Raw genomic sequence first — 18,654 nt, 5'->3', positions numbered from 1 at the left:
AGCTCTTAAAAATAGCCCTGCTTTTTTCTGTCTTCCATGGAGGTCTCGGAGCGCTTATCATCTGCTCTGTTGCCGCGTTCTGTATGGCGCGAGGCGGCTACCTCCAGAATTATTTTATCTAAAGTGTCGGCGTCTGACTCTACTCCACCCGTAATGGTGATGTCGCCAAGCGTTCTGAAACGTATCTGCTTGCGAACCACCTCTTCTTCGTCGCGCAAACTGATATGCTCTGATACTGGCAGCCAACAGTCATCACGGTAGATCACGTCACGGTGATGGGCGAAATACAACGAAGGAATAGCAATATTCTCTGTCAGGATATACTGCCAGATATCCATCTCCGTCCAGTTACTGATTGGGAACACCCTAAAGTGCTCGCCCATATTTTTCCGGCCATTAAAAAGGGTCCACAGCTCCGGGCGCTGGTTCTTGGGATCCCACTGCCCGAAATCGTCCCGGTGAGAAAAGAAGCGTTCTTTGGCTCTTGCCTTTTCTTCGTCGCGGCGCGCCCCCCCAATGGCGGCATCTATCTTATGCGTTTCTATTGCATCCAGCAAGGTTGCTGTTTGCAGGGCATTTCGGCTCGCATTTCGGCCTGCTTCTTCTTTCACAAGCCCCTTGTCTATCGACTCCTGCACAGAACCTATGACTAGCTGTACACCAAGCTCTTTTACCAGACTATCACGGAAAGCAATGGTTTCAGGGAAGTTATGCCCTGTGTCTATATGCACCAGCGGCATGGGGATCTTTGCCGGGAAAAAGGCTTTGCGGGCTAAGTGGGTGACGACGATGGAGTCCTTCCCCCCTGAGAAAAGGATGGCAGGCCATTCGAACTGCGCCACCACCTCACGTATAACAAAAATTGCCTCGGCCTCCAGTTCTTTTAAATGACTTAAAGAATAGTTACTCATTTGATAGGTTCAGTTTGGGTTGTATGTAAGAGATGAGCTTCTGTACGGATACATCCAGCGGCTCTTTATCTGATTGAATGTGTATGTCGGGACTTTCCGGTGCTTCGAAAGGGGCACTAATACCCGTAAAATTGCTGATCTCTCCTCTCCTTGCCTTTGCATACAGCCCCTTCGTATCACGCTGTTCACACACCTCTATAGGGCAGTCAACAAAAACTTCAATAAAGTTACCTTCTCCTGCTATCTTCCTTACCCGCTCCCTATCTTCCCGGAAAGGGGAGATGAAAGCCGACATCACCACCAAGCCAGCATCCGCCATTAGCTTTGTCACTTCTCCTATTCTGCGAATGTTTTCTTTGCGTGACCCGTCAGAAAAGTCCAGGTCGCTGTTCAACCCCTTTCGTACGTTATCCCCATCCAGCACAAAAGTGTGGTACCCTTGCTCGTAGAGCGCCTCCTCCAGGGCATTGGCAAGCGTGGACTTGCCACTACCAGAAAAACCAGTAAACCAAATGACTAAAGAGCTGTGCCCCTTCATTTCGTTTCGCATCCTCCTGTTAATCCGGTGCTTGTGCGGTATTATATGTAGCTTCTCACTCATAGTTTAGAAATAAGTCAGTATTATATAGGACATACATGTTATAGAATACAATAGGGTAAAAGGCACACCTATTTTTATAAAATCCCCGGACTTATAGGACCCCGGTCCATAAATCATTAGATTCGTTTGATACCCTACCGGGGTAATAAAACTGGCTGAGGCTCCAAAGGCAATTGCTACATAGAAGCCGGTCGGGTCTAGCCCCATGCCATGACTTAGCGAATAGGCAATGGGGAAAACAATAGAGACAGCTGCTACATTCGTAAGGAACGAGGTCAGTAAGACCGTGATAAGGTACAAACCGATCAGTATACCGTACTTTCCCCAATCTTCAAAAAAAGCAATAAATAAGGATGCCATCTCTTGTGCTACCCCAGTATCAATCAGCGCTTTACTAAGCGTCAGGGCACCTCCTAACACAATGAGCAGGTCCAAGTCCAGCAGTTTCTTTATATCTCCAGCCCGGAGAAGTCCTGTGAGGGCCATAAGCACACTTACCAGAAACAAGCTAAAAAACAGGTTAAAAGCCCCTGCGGCCATTAAGCCTATCGACAGCAGGGCACCAACCAAAAAAACCATTTTTTTCCAGGTGGCTGCACCATTGCTTCTGTACACTACAGATACAGTGTACAAGTCGCGGTTATTTTTGTTGCGTGTAAGAAACTTTTGCCCTGCTGACAGAAGTAGCAAATCTCCCGGTTCCAGCACGATAGCTCCGATCTTGCCCCTTAAATTCTCCCCGTTTCGATGAATAGCCACTACCGCGGCGTCATGCTTTTCCCGAAACTGGCTTTCCTTCAAAGTGCGCCCTGTCAGGTCACTGTTGCGAGGTACCACCGTCTCTACTAAATCTACATGCTGCCCAATGCCTAACCTCTCGGAGTGCGGTATCTGCAAGCCATTATCCTGTTGCAGTAGTTCCACTACTTTTTCAGTGTCACCGGCGAAGTAAAGGTGATCGCCTACCTGCAGTACCTCACCTGGCGTTACCGGGCTGATTATCTTTCCTTTTCTGACAATCTCAAAAAGGTAAATTCCCTCCAGGTTTCGGAGATTGGCTTCCGTAATAGTTTTACCAGCCAATACAGAGCCATCTTCAATAAGCGTTTCTACGAGATATTGCCGGGCATTGGTTTTAAATTCATCCAAGGGGTTTACCCGTGAGGGCAGTAACTTGTAGCCTATCGTGGAAAGAAAGACAAGTCCCACGGTCGTTACCAGGGCCCCGGGTAAAAGAAAGTCAAGAAAGTCAAGTCCCTCAGGCTCCTTAGTCAGGATAAAGCCATTCAGCACCAGGTTGGTGGAGGTACCAATAATGGTCATCATCCCCCCAACCATCGCAGAAAAAGACAAAGGAAGCAGCAACTTGGAAGGTGCCACTTTATGCCGCTTCGACCACTGGTATACATATGGAATCATGAGCGCGACAATAGGGGTGTTGTTAACAACTGAGGAAAGTAGGGATACGCCCGTAGTCATGCGCACCATAAAGCTTCTGGGGCTCCTGGCTGACTTGAACAACCTGTTTAAAAAGCCAATAAGGTTAAAATGCTCTTTTATTCCTGCTGTAATAAAAATCAGAAGGAATATCGTGACAATAGACTGATTACTGAGGCTTTCGAGAAAGTCTTCAGGCTGTACTACTCGGGCCAGCATGAGCACTACCACGGCGCTAAGAAAAACAACAGACGGTCGTAACCTTCCCGTAAGCAAACCTGCCACACACCAAACCAGCACAAGCATTGTGATCCACTCGCCGACGGGTAGACCAGACATTAGCGTTGTACTATAAACCAAGGATTTAAAAGGTTTTCTTTATTATACAGGAGTGGATCTCCGTTTTCGTACTGCACTACCTGATAGCCGGCACTGCGGGCAACGGCATCACCGGCGGCCGTGTCCCACTCCATTGTAGGAGCTAAACGGGGGTATATATCAGCGGTTCCCTCTACCACCAGGCATATTTTCAGGGAACTCCCCATTGATACGAAGTTTAGCTGGCCATGCTTTTTTTCAAGCTTTGCGATAAACGCATCGGTTTCTTTAGATTTATGCGATCGGCTACCGACTACCGTATAACTTCTTTCCTGGTCTAATTTAAGGGGTAAACGTTGCCCCGCTTCTTTCCAATTTTCCGGTAACTGGTGGTCCTGCAACTCCAGTTTCCATGCGCCCTCTCCTTCTGACCCAATGTAGAGCCACTTCTTTACTGGAGTATACACGGCACCTAACACAGGCTTACCCTGATGGATGAGGGCAATGTTTACTGTAAACTCTCCCGTTCGGGTCACGAACTCTTTGGTACCGTCCAGAGGGTCCACCAACCAGTAGTAGGGCCAAGTACTCCTTTCTTCAAAAGGAATGTCTCGACCTTCTTCGCTCAGTACAGGATAAGGTGTTTGCTCCAGGTACTGGGTGATGATGTCGTGCGACTTGCTGTCAGCTAGGGTGAGAGGAGATTGGTCTGTTTTGTACGCTACAGTAAACTCGTTTTCATAAACTTTTAAAATCTCTTTTCCAGCTGCTAGAGCAGCTAAAGCTATATGGTCGCTTAAATTCATCTCTAATAACTCCTATATGTACCTCTTAGGGAATCGCCATAACAGAGCAGCCGTTCCAAGAAAGCTCAATGTTACAACTCTCACCCTAGCTACCCAACCCTAGTCTCGCTCTACAAGTGTTAAGTAAGACAGGGCTAAGAGAGCTTATGGTATTGATTACTGCATGTAAAAATGATACTCTTTCCCTCTATCAAGCAGGGCTAGCGCAAAAACCGTTTAAGTTCAACACTAGCATAGGTTGAAATATCTTTTATCTTCCATGTTAACTTATCCTCTGCTGTCTCAAAATTGGCATACCCAAACTTTTCAGCAAGTTTCACTGTTTCATCCCGCATTGTATGCCCAAACTTTTCGTCCGACTTCCATTTCTCAAGGGATGATCTTCTAAATGCGAAATCATCCGAAACGGGTTCGAGCCCTAGTACTCTATGCATAAAAGCACCATTCTCCTCAACCAGATCTTCATATCGGACTAAGTCAATAGCAAGATCCTGCTTGTAATCCAACAAGTTCCTGTTAGAGATGAACCACTCTTTTTCAAATTTGCCACAGTCATACTTCCATCTGTCCCATCCAGAGTAAATGACAGAGAGAGGATGCCGGACTAGCCCTATCACCTTGAAGTCTATCTCATCTTTAAACTGAGAAATAAACTCTCGTATCAAGTCTAAATTACTTTCATTATAGAGGTGGTGTGGGCTCTTTTCAACGAAACGGGGTTGATATTGTGCTATAAGACTTTTATAGCAGCTAAAGATACTTCCTTTTGTTGGACACCCCCCCTGTAAGGCATCTGCGTTATTAGCCTTGCAGAACTGGCGCAAACTATCAAGAGCCTTTGTACTTGAGTAGGGCACTTGGCTCCTATGCATCTTTTGCTGCTGTAGCCCCAAGACAGAGGCTGCCTTCGTCCAGAATAACGTTTCATTCTCGTGATGCATAGTCTCTGTAGTCATATTAAAGCCAAAATTTTGGACCAAATACTTCTGTAGAGCACTTGACCCTGCTGACTTTGTAGAAAGAATAATACAGTGATAAGGCTTGTTCATATAATCTAAAAATTTACTTTCACCTTTTTTAAGTATAGCAGCTGTAGTCTGGAACTAACCTTTATGAAAAACTCTTCGACCCTTGACCGCTTTAGGCTAAAGAAGTCCTGGTGCTCTTGCACAAGAGACGAGAAGTTATTCTTAATTTTATTATATATAAGATTTCTAGCTTGCTTAACGTATGGATGGTTCGCGATTCTGAGTTTTTCCTTTATAGCATTGTCAACCATTTTCCAACTTAAGATAACACTCCTCACCCTGTCTTCTTTATTCAATGAACTTGTGTTGTTACTAATATGGCGCCTGTAGTATACTTCCGTAGTAGCCACAAACACAATCTGCGATGCGCATAACAGTACCCGTGCAAAAAATTCCCCGTCCTTGTTCATTTTTAAATCCTCGTTCCAGTTTCCTGCCTTGTCAATGGTTGTTTTTCTTGTTAGGTAAACATGCGAGGGCAGCCAGATACTATGCTTCACAAAAACATTAAGAAGCTTTAAAGGACCTTCTGAACTGATATAGGTTGGCTCATTTGCTTTAGCTCTTAAGCGGTCACGAGAAGTCCTGAACCGCCCCCACTTGCAAGTGGCCACGGCATCATTAGCACTGTGGCTTAAAGCCCTGACCTGCTCTTCAAACTTATTAGCAGCAAGCAAATCGTTTGAGTCCAGAAACTGGATAAACGTTCCTTTCGCTAACTCCAGACCTATGTTTCTGCATGAATTGCCTCCTTTAGGTCTGTCAGCTGGTCGTTTTACGTATTTAAACCGGGAGTCTCGTTCAGTATAACGCTGCACCAAAGCCTCTGTTTCGTCAACTGACCCATCATCAACTATAATGCATTCCCAGTCGGATAAGGTTTGCGCTTCAACGGAGTCTAACGTCTCTCCTATTAGGCTTCCTCTATTATAGGTTGATATGATGACAGAAACTTTAACGTCCATAAATTTAGTATCAGGGAATATATAAAAACGCCGCTATATGTATAGCATCCCAACCTAGGTTACTCCTCCTTAAGGCGAAAGGTTTTAACTTATCAAGCCATCAACAGCTACGTTTTACACAAACTTACATCAAGCCTATTACAAATTGTTTAGATACTATATTTGGCACTCCCTATTCTCTGTTTTATGTATTAAAAGACAACAAGACGGCCAAGGTATGACGTAAGGCAGATAACTTTCAATTGGAGAGAAATCTTTGTATTGCATATCAGTATTGAGGTAATAGCTGGTGAGGAGAAAAGGAGTAAAGTGGTTTTAAAGGGACGGTCTTGTAAAGAAAAAGGCAACAGGAACTTCAGCTAAAGCCAAAGCCATGTTGCCCTTCATACAAGTAAAGTACCCTGTACTCTACAACAATAGGCTTGCGATAACTACTCTCTTATCTTTCAGCGTACCATTCTACTGCTATCCGTAGACCCTCCCTTACCGAGAACTCGGGACGATACCCCACCAGCTCCTTTGCTTTGGACACATTTGCCAGGCTGTGCTTGACGTCCCCTTTCCGCTCCTCCCGGTACACCGGCTCGATGTCCACGCCAGCTAAGCTGCTGATCTCCCCCCACAGCTCGTTTAAAGTCGTGCGCTCCCCGAAGGCGATGTTCACCACCTCGTGCTGTGTTATGTTAGCAGCCAGCATGGCTTTCACATTCGCCTGCACCGCGTTCTCCACAAAGGTAAAGTCACGGCTTGTCTCGCCATCTCCATTAATAAAAGGAGCCTCTTTCTTTAGGGCAGCCTCTATAAACAAAGGGATAACAGCGGCATAGGGCCCCTGCGGGTTCTGCCTCGGGCCGAACACGTTGAAGTAGCGCAGCCCGATGGTATGGAATCCGTAGGTCCTGGAGAAGACGCTGCCGTAGAGCTCGTTCACGTACTTGGTGACAGCATAAGGCGAGAGCGGATTGCCGATCTCCTCCTCCACCTTCGGCAAGCCAGGATGGTCGCCGTAGGTACTGGAGCTGGCGGCGTACACCATGCGCTTCACGCCCGCGTCGCGGGCGGCCACCAGCATGTTCAGATGGCCGCTGACGTTCGCCTCGTTCGTGGCGATCGGGTCGTTGATGGAGCGCGGCACAGAGCCCAGCGCTGCCTGGTGGGATACGTAGTCTATCCCCGCCAAAGCATCCCTGCACGCTTGCAAGTCCCGTACGTCGCCCTCTACTAGCTCAAAAGCAGGGTTTTCTTTGAACGCCTCTAGGTTGGCGGCAGAGCCCGTGGAGAAGTTATCCAGCACCCGCACCTTTCCTGCCTTGTACTTGAGCAGGTACTCCACAAGGTTAGAGCCGATAAAGCCGGCTCCTCCTGTTACTAAAAAGCTGTACTGCGAGAGATCTTCTGTATGGTAAGGGGTTTCGTACACGGTTTAGGAATTAGGGGTAACACTTTTTTTAAGGTGGGGTTGGCCTGCCGAACTTCGTAATGCCCGTTCAAACCACCCCTAACCCCTCCTTGGCTAAGGAGGGAAGTTTCTTGTGTGCCATCTTAAGCACCATGAGTAATATAGCTTGAGTTCTAACTAGCCCTCTCACGCTGTTCGAGATGACAGTTAATGTTACAGCCTGGCGTCTGCCAGTTCTTTTGGCAGCACGCCCTTCACGTCGTAGATCACGGCGTTGCCCTTGCAGAGCTTCTTCAAATCAAGTGACTTGAACTTATCGTGGGAAACGGCCAGGATAACAGCATCGCAGTCGCAGGTGCCGTTCAGCTCCCGCACCGAATCCCAGCCGTACTCCTGCTTCACCTCCCCGGGCTCTGCCCACGGGTCGTAGATGGTGATGTTGGTCTGGTACTCCTTGAGGGTGCGCAGGATGTCCACCACCTTGGTGTTGCGCACGTCCGGGCAGTTCTCCTTAAAGGTGACGCCCAGCACCAGGATGTTGGCGTTCTTAACCGGGATATCCTTCTTGACCATGAGCTTGATCACCTCGTGGGCCACGTACTCGCCCATGCCGTCGTTGAGGCGACGGCCCGCCAGGATGATCTCGGGGTGGTAGCCCACCTCCTGCGCCTTCTGGGCCAGGTAGTAGGGATCTACGCCGATGCAGTGCCCCCCTACAAGGCCGGGCTTGAAGGGAAGGAAGTTCCACTTGGTCCCCGCCGCCTTCAGCACATCCTCTGTGTCTATGTCCAGGCGGTTGAAGATTTTGGCCAGCTCGTTGACAAAGGCAATGTTGATGTCGCGCTGCGCGTTCTCGATCACTTTAGCCGCCTCCGCCACCTTGATAGAGGTAGCCTTGTGCGTGCCGGCCGTGATGACCGAGTTATAGAGCCTGTCCACTTTTTCTGCTGCCTCGGGTGTAGAGCCAGAAGTTACCTTCAGTATCTTGGCCACGGTGTGCTCCTTGTCCCCGGGGTTGATACGCTCCGGGGAATAACCGGCAAAGAAGTCCTCGTTAAACTTTAGCCCCGACACCTTTTCCAGAACGGGCACGCACTCCTCCTCCGTCACACCGGGGTAAACAGTAGACTCATAGATCACGATGTCTCCTTTTTTCAGCACCTTGCCCACCGTCTCACTCGCTTTGTAGAGCGGTGTCAGGTCCGGACGGTGATGCTTGTCCACGGGGGTAGGCACTGTAACAATGTAGTAGTTGCAGCCCTGTATCTTGTCAAGCTCGTTGGTGCAGAAAAGCCCCTTCGGGGTGGTGCAGTCGTTGGTGATGATTGCCTTCAGCGTCTCGTCGTCCACCTCCAGCGTGTGGTCATGCCCGCCAGACAGCTCGGCCACCCGCCGCGCATTGATATCGAAACCGAAGGTCTTGTACTTCTTGGCAAACTCCACGGCCAAAGGAAGGCCAACATAGCCTAAGCCTATAACCGCTACCCGAGCACCCTCTGTTTCTAACTTATTTATCGACATATGAATTATATACTTTCTGTTAGAGCCCAAATATATGACTTGAAAACTGTTTCCTTCTTAGGGAGTAATGCTACTTGCTCAGCTTTGTCCTTTGAATCTTCTGACCAGTTTCTTTCTCCAGCTTACCTTCTCAGCCTCCCCATATCCGTAGCCATAGCCGTAGCCATAGCCGTAGCCGTTTCCTTTCTTCGCATCATTCAACACGATCATAGGGTAACGGAGCTTTTTCTTTTTGTACAGGTCATCCACAATAGCAATTTGCGACTTGCTCGTATAATTATAGCGCACCATGTAAATACAGGAATCAACATAAGGTGCCAGGGCCAGCGCATCTGCTACCTGCCCTACGGGTGCTGTATCAATAAGCACATAGTCAAACCTCTCTTTTAGTTCATGGATCAGTTCCCCTACCTTCGGGACAGTCATCAGTTCTCCCGGATTAGGGGGGAGTGCCCCTCCCGGGATTACCGCCAAACCCTCTACTCCAGGAACCGGGACGACGATATCATTTACTGTGACGGTATCCGACACGAGATAGTTCGTGATCCCCACCTCATTCGGTAAGCCCAGCCGCACTGTCAGTTTTGGTTTTCTCAGGTCAAAGCCAAGCACCACTACCTTTTTACCAGTCAGTACCAGGCTTGCTGCCATATTCAGGCTAAAAAAGGTCTTACCCTCACCGCTCAGGCTTGAGGTAACAAGAATTGCCTTGTTCTCTTTTCCTGCTGTTGCAAACTGCAGGTTAGACCTGATAAGCCTAAACTGTTCCGCTATTGTCGATCTGCTTTCTGCTGCTACCACCAGTTCGTCCGGTCTGTTGCTATGGTTCAGTTCTCCTAGGATGGGCGTCTTCGTTGCCTGTTCCACATCCGTCAGCAGTTCTACCTCATCGTTCAGCAAGTCCTTTATCGTGATGCCGGCAAAAGGCACGACCAAGCCAACTAACAGGGCTATCAGGTAAACCATGCTGGGCTGAGGATGTACCGGCCCTACAGCAACGGCTGCATCAATTACTCTGGAGTTAGGCACGGTGGATGCAAGGGAAACCGCGGCCTCTTCTCTTTTATATAAAAGGTACAAGTAAACATCGGTCTTAATCTTCTGGTCCCTGACAATTTCCATGAGTTCCCGCTCCATTGTTGGTACTTCCAGTTTCTTAGATCGAAACTTAGAGGAGCTGGCCATGAGGTTATTACGAGACACAACAAGACCCTCCCTGATGTTTTGCAGGTTCTCCAGTATGCTAGTTCTCAAATCACCCAACTGCTCAGTCACGTTCACCACGATGGGATTATTAGGCTTGGTCGTCTGTAAAATACGGCGACGCTCGTTCTGTAGCTGATTAAAGGCTTGGATTAAGCCTCCAAGGGTAGGATCTTGTATACTCAGACTAGTCGGGACCAATTCAAACTCATTCTCCTCTTTATTCAGGTAATTTTCAATAGATCCCAGTACATCGATCTGGATATCCAACTCCGCCAACTGCTTGTTATAATTATCCTGGTTTGCCGCGTATAAGCCCCCTGCAGCTGCCACGTCCAAAACTTCATTCTTACGTTTATAGACTTCCACATCTTTTTCTACCTCTGACAGCTCCCCTGTCAGGTGCTTCAGGCGCTCGTCGATAAACTCAATCGTATTGGTAGCTAACACTTTTTTATCTTCCACTACCTCTTTGCTGTAGACATCTGTCAGTGCATTAACGATATCCTCTCCCTTCTCCGGAATATGATCGGTCAGGCTCAACATTAGCACATTTGGACTGTTTTGGTAAGGGCTTATTAATAGTTTTTTGCTGTACTTATCAGCAAGCCGCCCTATATCATGCAGCGAAATATAGACTGTTTCTCCTTTGTCAGCCTTATCAGTACTAATAATCGTAAATGAACCGTAGGGCTTGTTTATTTTCTTGCCAAATTCATAGGTGCTGGCACCTTCACTGTCTGTTAAAACAAACCTGTTGTTGTCTTTAACCTGCACAGTAAGTGTCTTTCCATATGCGGCGGAATCCAACTTAGTGGTCACAAACCTTACAGGTAAGTCATTTCCATAAACCTCCACCGTTTTTACCCGGCCCTCCATATAATAGGTGACAAACAAGGGCAATTCGGCCAAGGCCCTTTCCATCAGGCTCTTGGATTTCAACACAATGATTTCGTTCTCCAGCCCCTTTTTAGGCTCAAACAATCCCCCGTCAGTCAAAACCACAGCTGGGCTACTTTGGTCATCCTTCACCATTAAGGTACTCGTAACCTGATACTCAGGGGTAGAGTAGCGCAGGTAAAGGTATGCTACAGCAAGGCTAAGGACGACACCTATTACAAACAGGTACCAATACCTTAAATACCTATAGAGAATGTTCTTTATGTTTATTGGCTGATCAGATTCAAACTCTGATAATTCTAATTCAGACATTCTGTACGATTAGTAATTTTAAAAAGCTCTTAACAGAAGAAAGGCCGTAGAAATCAGACCCACTGCAAACCCCCAGTTACGTCTAATAAAGCCTGTACCGGCTACTTTAGCTTTGTCTGGTTCCACGTAAACCACGTCATTCTGGTGCAGGTAAAAGAAGGGGGAGTCGAATACCTTTCTGCTGTTCAGGTTCAGCCGGGCCATCTTCCGAACCCCGTCTTCCTCTCGTATCACCAGCACATTTTCCCGTTTTCCGTAAATGGTCATATCCCCGACCATTGCCAATGCCTCAATCACCGTTACGTCATCATCCGGAACAGTTACCACAGAAGGGCTCCCGACCTCCCCAAGCACAAACACTCGAAAGTTCAAGTACCTTACCTCTACGATCGGTTCCTGCAAATATTCATCTAGTTGCTCCCGAATTAAAACTTTAGCCTCGTTTCGCGTGAGACCTCCCACCTTAACACGCCCCAGCACAGGAAGGACAACGTACCCTTCATCGTCCACTAAATACCCCTCCGCTTCATTCCCGGCCCCCTGTCTTATGTTGCTTCCTCCCATGGCACCGGGTGGTTGAATATAGCCTCTGTTAAACAGAATGTTAGATTCTGGATTTAAACTGGTAACAGTAATGCTCAGCAGATCCTCTGGCTTTATAACAGGATCACTATCGCGAATGACGGTCTCTGTAATGAGGGGTTCTTCTGGAAGATCACTTAAGTAAACGACGTTTCTTGATCTTAATGCGCTACAGGATGCCAGCAGGAACACAAGCAAAGCGCAACAGACATTTATCTTCATTATGGTTTGATTATAAGGGTGCAAGTATCAGCATTGAGGATACTAGACTTCTAAAATGATTCAAAGAGAAATAACTCTGAAATACTGTAAAAGGCACAACAGCAATGGAGAACCTGGCAATTGGACTAAGAATAACACCAATTTAGAAACGGTTATCCACGCCTAGTAGCATATATTCACTCTCGCGAGTACGACAAGTTTATACTACTACCATTTTCATATGTTTCAGTTTTTGAAACTATTTTAAAGCAAGGAAAGCTGAAGCCCGTGCGGTTACTAGGCCATTCAGAGCGGTAGTAGGAGGCCCTCGGTAAGGGGGGGGGAGCTAAGACTGAGGGGGATACCGTTAAAAAAGGCAGCAAGTAAAACAGCACCTGTAACTTTGCAGGTGCTGTTTTACTTGCTGCCTCTCCAACCAAAATAGGCTTGGCAAAAAAGGGGGGAAAGCTGCCGCTAAGGCTCTCTTAATTTCTTACGGCTATCATCAGCCCCAGCTCTTTGTAGCGCATGCCAAACCGTTTGGCGATGCTGCCATTGGTAAGGCTGCCTTTGTAAATGTACACGCCGCTCCGGTAGTGCTCATTCATGAACAGCACCTCGTTAATCCCTCCGTATTTGGAGAACTCAGTAAAGATTGGCGTAAAGATATTGCTTAGTGCCTGGGTTGCTGTGCGGGGAACCCGGGACGGTATGTTCGGCACACAATAGTGAATGATATCGTATTTGCGGTAGATTGGCCGTGAATGCGAGGTTACTTCGGATGTTTCAAAGCAGCCGCCCTGGTCAATGCACACGTCAATGATGATGGAGCCTGGGTTCATCTGTGCGATGACGCTCTCCTCTATCATGCACATGAGTTGCCCGTCTTCCGGCACCAGTGCCCCGATCACAACGTCGGCCTGCTTTATTTCGTGGTAGAGTACAGCCTTATCCAGTGTAGAAGTGAACAACTGAGTGCCGACGTTCTGCTTCAGGCGGCGCAGTTTGTAGATGTGGTTGTCAAAGACCTTTACCTCCGCTCCCAGTCCAAAAGCCGCCCGGGCAGCATGTTCGGCCACCGTGCCTGCCCCCAGGATAACGACCTTGCTGGGTGGCACCCCGGTAATCCCTCCTAGTATGACGCCTTTGCCATCGTTGCTGCTGCTTAAATACTCTGCTGCCACCAGCATCACGGTGCTGCCTGCTATTTCACTCATGGCCCGCACCACTGGCTTTGCTTCCGACTTATCCCGGATCAACTCAAAAGAAATGGCGTTAATCTTCTTCCGAAGCAAGGCATTGATGTAATCTCCCGTCAGGTTCCCGAACTGCAGCGCTGAGATCAGCGTCTGCCCCGGGTGCAGGTACTCTACCTCGTCGTACGTAGGTGGTGCGATCTTCAGGATAATGTCCGCTTCGTATACTTCCTCGGTAGAGTAAACGATTTTGGCGCCGGCTTCCGAGTACTCATTATCCGAGTACTTGGAGGGACTCCCGGCCCCTGCCTCCACCCACACGCGATGGCCCTGGTCAGAGAGCTGCTTGACGGCGTCCGGCGTTAGGCCTATCCTGTTTTCCTGAAAAGACGACTCTTTGGGAATGCCGATAAACAAACTGCGGCGCCTCTCCTCTACTGCCAGCATCGACTCTTTGGGATAAAGAGCCTCGCGTGTGGCGATCTTACCTAGGTCTACGGCGAACTTCTCCGTCATGCTAAATGTGGTTTATGGTCATGGTGCGCTCCTCGCCGTTGTTAGAGGGCTGCAGCACAACGAGCAAATAATGCTCGGGCAATAAATTCGGTATCATAGAGGGCCACTCGACCAGGCAAAGTTGCCCTGAGTCGAAGTACTCCAGGGCTCCTATATCCAAGGCTTCCCGTTCCTCTTGTATCCTATAAAAATCAAAATGGTAAATAAGGTTCCCGCTCCCGGTCTCATACTCATTCACAAGCGCAAAGGTAGGGCTGCTGACGTTCTCCTGTACACCTAGCTGCTTGCAAACTTCTTTGATAAGCGTAGTTTTGCCGGCGCCCATGGGCCCTTCAAAAAGGAGCGTCGAGGTGCCCTTTGCATGCTCTAAAAGCACAGAAGCCGCCGCTGGTAAATCTTCCAACGACGACATCCTGAGCTGTGCTTTCTGAACTCCTGTGTTATACATTCTTAGGCGTAAGTGTTACGAGCGGTATAATAACCTCCTCCAAAGATACGCCTCCGTGCTGGAAGGTGTCTTTGTAGTAGTTCACGTAGTAGTTATAGTTATTAGGGTAGGCGAAGAAGTAATCCTCAATCGCGAATACAAACGTAGTAGAAACATTGGCTTTTGGCAAGAAAAATCGTTCCGGCTTTTTCACCGTGAACACGTCTTTATCCGTGTAGCCCAGGTTCTTGCCATGCTTGTAGCGCAGGTTGGTGTTGGTATTCCGGTCGCCGATGATCTTGAAAGGACGCTTTACCCGGATTGTGCCATGGTCTGTCGTGATAACCAGCTTCCCTTTTTTCTCGGCGATCATTTTCAAAGTCTCGAACAAAGGAGAGTGCAGGAACCAGGAACGGGTAATGGAGCGGTAAGCTGACTCATCCGGCGCCAGTTCACGCACCATGTTGCTATCGGTACGGGCGTGGGAGAGCATGTCCACGAAGTTGTACACGATCACGTTTAGCTTGTTGTTGTCCAGGTTACTGAACTTGCCAAGCAGATCTTTGCCTGCCGCCGGGTTCGTAATTTTATGGTAGCTGTGCTTTACGTTCACGCGGTTCTGCTGCAGCTGTATGTCCAGGAAGTCCGGCTCGTTCAGGTTCTTGCCTTCCTCCTCGTCGTCGTTCACCCAAAGGTTCGGGTACTTTTTGGCGATCTCAGTCGGCAGCATCCCTGAGAAGATGGCATTACGGGCATAGGCGGTAGTAGTAGGTAAAATGGAGTAGTACATTTCCTCGCTGTCTACACTGAAGTAATCGGCTATCAGCGGCTCCAGCACCTTCCATTGGTCATAGCGCAGGTTGTCGATCAGCAAGAAGTACACGGGTCGCTCCGTTTCCTTCAGCATTGGAAACACCCGCTCCTTAAACACCTGATGCGACATCAGCGGCGCATCATCCGAGTCCTGGTTTATCCAGTCTTCGTAGTTATCCATGATAAACTTGGCGAAGTTAGAGTTGGCCTCGTCCTTCTGCATGTTGATCACGTCCGCCATGCTCTTGTTTTCCGTCTCGTCTATCTCCAACTCCCAATACACGAGCTTTTTGTAGATGTCGGCCCATTCCTGCGGGCTCAGGCGCTCCCCAAAAGCCATGCCGAGCTGCCTGAAATCGCGCTGGTAGCTCATGTTGGTCTTTTCTGAAACCAGACGCTTGTTCTCCAGCACCTTTTTAACAGAGAGCAGGATCTGGTTCGGGTTAAGGGGCTTGATGAGGTAATCAGTGATCCGGGACCCGATCGCCTCCTCCATGATATGCTCCTCTTCGCTCTTGGTGATCATGATCACGGGCACCGTGGGCCGGATGTTCTTTAGTTCCGTCAGGGTTTCCAGGCCGCTGATGCCGGGCATGTTCTCATCCAGGAACACCAGGTCGAAGCTTTTCTCCTGGAAGGCCTCGATGGCATCCGTCCCGCTGTTCACCGGCGTGATGTCATATCCCCGTTCCTCTAAAAAGAGGATGTGCGGCTTCAGCAGGTCGATCTCGTCATCAGCCCATAAAATATTGTATCTTTGCATAGTGTTATTCTCCTTTAGCGTAACTCTTTACACGTTTTGTGGCTAACTTTTGTTGATAGCTATACCATTAAATACCGCCTCCTTACAGCCTTTAACTCGTAAGCAGGCTCATCCGGACAATAATTACTCCAAAAAACGAAACCAGATTTCTTGTGAATAAGAAGAAAATCTTCAACGATCCCGTTTACGGCTTTATCTCCGTTCCCTCCGAGCTCATTTTCGACATCATCAACCACCCTTACTTTCAGCGCCTGCGTCGTATCAAGCAACTCGGACTCACAGAGATGGTGTACCCGGGGGCACTGCATACCCGCTTTCATCACGCCCTGGGCGCCATGCACCTGATGGACACAGCCCTACACACACTGAGAAGTAAAAATAACGAAATTTACGATAAAGAGCTGGAAGCTTCGCTAATAGCTATCCTGCTGCATGACATCGGCCATGGCCCTTTCTCCCATGCCCTGGAAACGGCCATCTTCAAAAACGTACACCACGAAGACCTTTCCCTGCATATCATGCACATGCTGAACGATGGGTTCGACGGAAGATTGAGTTTAGCCATCGATATTTTCACAAATAACTACGACCGCAAGTTCTTTCACCAACTGGTCTCCAGTCAGCTGGACGTGGACCGGCTGGACTACCTGAACCGGGACAGCTTCTACACTGGTGTTTACGAAGGCAAGATTGGCGCAGACCGCATCATCAAGATGCTGGATGTGGCGAACGACCAACTGGTGGTAGAAGAGAAGGCCATTTACAGCATTGAAAACTTTTTGGTTAGCCGCCGACTCATGTACTGGCAGGTTTACCTGCACAAAACCGTGATCAGCGCCGAGAACATGGTGCTGCGGGTAGTACAACGTGCCCGCGAGTTATTACAGCAAGGCGTGGACGTAGCAGCCAGCCCTGCCCTTAAGTTCTTCCTGGCCTCCGACCTGACCATGGATGACTTTAAGCAGGACCAAAGCATACTGGAGCGTTTCGTAAGTCTGGACGACCACGATGTATGGGGAGGCATTAAAATGTGGGCCTCGCATCCTGACAAGATTTTGTCTTTCCTGGCATCCAGTATCCTCAGCCGCCGCCTGTTCAAGGTAATAATCTCGAACAAACCCATAGACGAAGAAATGCAGCTGGGTATCAGTGAGCTGGTGCAGGAGCAATTCGGGGTGAGGGAGGCCGATGTAAAGTATTTGATGATCGCCGGAAAGATCAGCAACAATGCCTATGATGTAGAGGGCCAGACCATCAATATACTCACAAAATCCGGCTACGTGGTGGATGTGGCCGAAGCCTCGGACCTGCCGAATATCAGGGCCATTAGTAATAAAGTGGAGAAATACTATGTGTGTTACCCCAAGGAGGTGGCCACCTTCTAAACAGAGCTGCCTGCCAACACAGTATCTGGCATTTCATAGCCCCGCCTTTCTTAGCAAAGGCGGGGCTATGCGTTTACACGAGCCTAAGCTGTGAAAACATATCTGCACCGGCACATTAAAGGGCACGTTTTTTTGTTAAGTTTGCAGCCCGAACGCATTAGCGTTTTTGAGTTTTTGCTCTAATTTTACAAAATGGAATTTACTGTTCAACAGATAGCTGACCTGCTGCAGGGCGAAGTAGAAGGAGACAACTTAGTAAAGGTCAGCACATTGGCTAAAATAGAAGAGGCCCAACGGGGTGCTCTTGCTTTTTTATCCAACCCAAAGTACGAACCTTTTTTATACAGTACCGGCGCCAGTGCCGTGATCGTTTCAGATAAGCTGGAGTTAAAAAAGCCTGTGCAGGCAGCCCTCATCCGGGTAGCAGATCCCTACTCCAGTTTTTCCACGTTGTTACAGTATTACCAAACCGCTCTGATTGCCTCTAAGACAGGTGTTGAAGAGCCTTCCTACATAGGCAGCGGTAGCCAGATCGGGGATAACCATTACCGCGGTGCCTTTTCTTATATCGGCAACAACTGCATAATTGGTGAGAATGTACGCTTGTTCCCCCACGTGTACCTGGGGGATAACGTAAAAATAGGCGACAACACCACCATTTTTGCCGGTGCCAAGCTTTATGCAAACACGGTGGTAGGTAACAACTGCACCATACATGCGGGCGCTGTCATCGGAAGCGACGGTTTCGGCTTTGCCCCCCAGTCCGACGGCACCTATAAAGCGATTCCCCAAATCGGCAATGTCATTTTGGAGGACGATATCTCCGTCGGGGCAAACACTACCATCGATTGCGCCACCATGGGCTCTACGATTATTCACAAAGGCAGCAAAATAGACAACCTGGTGCAAATCGCACATAACGTAGAAGTAGGATCAAACACTGTGATTGCCTCCCAGACAGGAATTTCCGGCTCTACTAAAATTGGTAGCAACTGTGTTATTGCCGGTCAGGTAGGAATCGTAGGGCACATCTCCCTGGCAGATAAAACCACTGTTGGGGCCCAGTCAGGCGTGTCGAAGTCTGTGAAAGAGACAGGTACAATTATACAGGGCTCCCCAGCCTTCGATTACAAGCAGAACCTGCGTGCCATGACCGTTTTCCGCAAGCTGCCGGAACTACAGCGAGAAGTAGAGTTGCTGAAGGGAAAGCCTGAGAGCCAGCAGAAGCAAGGGGCTAATTCCTGATAAAAAGTGGTAATAGCTTACATAAAATCTTAAGTTTGCAGGGGCAAAGTGGTATAAGTCCTTTCCCGGGAGTAATCAAACGGCAGCGTAACAAGCTGCCGCTCTTGTTATTCAACAGCAAGCAT

General features: G+C 48.5%; 15 protein-coding genes. 2 read left to right on the top strand and 13 right to left on the bottom strand.

Features of this window, described 5'->3' with window-relative positions; genetic code table 11:
• Window positions 1-5 precede the first annotated feature (5 nt).
• From cysD to porX, 13 genes are all read right to left on the bottom strand, one after another.
• On the bottom strand, window positions 6-911 hold the full coding sequence (gene cysD, locus CHB92_RS08950; RefSeq protein ID WP_089318842.1) for a sulfate adenylyltransferase subunit CysD: 906 nt from the start codon (window positions 909-911) through the stop codon (window positions 6-8).
• Window positions 904-1,512, bottom strand: a complete 609-nt coding sequence (gene cysC / locus CHB92_RS08945) for an adenylyl-sulfate kinase (RefSeq protein ID WP_089318841.1) — start codon at window positions 1,510-1,512, stop codon at window positions 904-906. Before cysC ends, cysD begins: the two co-directional genes overlap by 8 nt.
• A 3-nt stretch (window positions 1,513-1,515) precedes the next feature.
• Window positions 1,516-3,288: an SLC13 family permease gene (locus CHB92_RS08940; RefSeq protein ID WP_089318840.1), complete on the bottom strand. Its 1,773-nt coding sequence runs from the start codon at window positions 3,286-3,288 to the stop codon at window positions 1,516-1,518.
• Window positions 3,288-4,073, bottom strand: a complete 786-nt coding sequence (gene cysQ / locus CHB92_RS08935) for a 3'(2'),5'-bisphosphate nucleotidase CysQ (RefSeq protein ID WP_089318839.1) — start codon at window positions 4,071-4,073, stop codon at window positions 3,288-3,290. Before cysQ ends, CHB92_RS08940 begins: the two co-directional genes overlap by 1 nt.
• A 200-nt stretch (window positions 4,074-4,273) precedes the next feature.
• Window positions 4,274-5,014, bottom strand: coding sequence for a sulfotransferase (locus tag CHB92_RS08930; RefSeq protein WP_219899072.1), 741 nt, complete (start codon window positions 5,012-5,014; stop codon window positions 4,274-4,276).
• Between the two features lie 113 nt (window positions 5,015-5,127).
• On the bottom strand, window positions 5,128-6,066 hold the full coding sequence (locus CHB92_RS08925) for a glycosyltransferase family 2 protein (protein WP_089318837.1): 939 nt from the start codon (window positions 6,064-6,066) through the stop codon (window positions 5,128-5,130).
• A 439-nt stretch (window positions 6,067-6,505) separates the two neighbouring features.
• Window positions 6,506-7,486, bottom strand: coding sequence for an SDR family oxidoreductase (locus CHB92_RS08920; RefSeq protein WP_089318836.1), 981 nt, complete (start codon window positions 7,484-7,486; stop codon window positions 6,506-6,508).
• A gap of 192 nt (window positions 7,487-7,678) precedes the next feature.
• On the bottom strand, window positions 7,679-8,986 hold the full coding sequence (locus tag CHB92_RS08915) for a nucleotide sugar dehydrogenase (RefSeq protein ID WP_089318835.1): 1,308 nt from the start codon (window positions 8,984-8,986) through the stop codon (window positions 7,679-7,681).
• A gap of 78 nt (window positions 8,987-9,064) precedes the next feature.
• Complete coding sequence (locus tag CHB92_RS08910) at window positions 9,065-11,401, bottom strand: GumC family protein (RefSeq protein ID WP_089318834.1); 2,337 nt, start codon at window positions 11,399-11,401, stop codon at window positions 9,065-9,067.
• Between the two features lie 18 nt (window positions 11,402-11,419).
• Entirely contained in the window at window positions 11,420-12,205 is a 786-nt protein-coding gene (locus CHB92_RS08905; protein WP_089318833.1) for a polysaccharide biosynthesis/export family protein, read from the bottom strand.
• Between the two features lie 464 nt (window positions 12,206-12,669).
• Window positions 12,670-13,896, bottom strand: coding sequence for an alanine dehydrogenase (locus CHB92_RS08900; protein WP_089318832.1), 1,227 nt, complete (start codon window positions 13,894-13,896; stop codon window positions 12,670-12,672).
• 1 nt (window position 13,897) lies between these two features.
• Entirely contained in the window at window positions 13,898-14,344 is a 447-nt protein-coding gene (gene tsaE / locus CHB92_RS08895) for a tRNA (adenosine(37)-N6)-threonylcarbamoyltransferase complex ATPase subunit type 1 TsaE (RefSeq protein WP_245842407.1), read from the bottom strand.
• Window positions 14,337-15,899 (bottom strand): T9SS response regulator signal transducer PorX, encoded by a 1,563-nt coding sequence (gene porX / locus CHB92_RS08890; RefSeq protein ID WP_089318831.1) that lies wholly within the window; start codon window positions 15,897-15,899, stop codon window positions 14,337-14,339. Before porX ends, tsaE begins: the two co-directional genes overlap by 8 nt.
• Window positions 15,900-16,051: 152 nt before the next feature.
• Here porX and CHB92_RS08885 point away from each other — a divergent pair, with 152 nt between their 5' ends.
• Window positions 16,052-17,284: an HD domain-containing protein gene (locus CHB92_RS08885; RefSeq protein WP_089318830.1), complete on the top strand. Its 1,233-nt coding sequence runs from the start codon at window positions 16,052-16,054 to the stop codon at window positions 17,282-17,284.
• Between the two features lie 192 nt (window positions 17,285-17,476).
• A complete protein-coding gene (gene lpxD / locus CHB92_RS08880; protein WP_089318829.1) occupies window positions 17,477-18,529 on the top strand; it encodes a UDP-3-O-(3-hydroxymyristoyl)glucosamine N-acyltransferase in 1,053 nt (350 codons plus the stop codon).
• Window positions 18,530-18,654: the final 125 nt, after the last annotated feature.

Source organism: Pontibacter ummariensis, from assembly GCF_900188175.1.
Lineage (GTDB): Bacteria > Bacteroidota > Bacteroidia > Cytophagales > Hymenobacteraceae > Pontibacter > Pontibacter ummariensis.
This window is presented reverse-complemented; position numbering and strand designations above follow the sequence as displayed.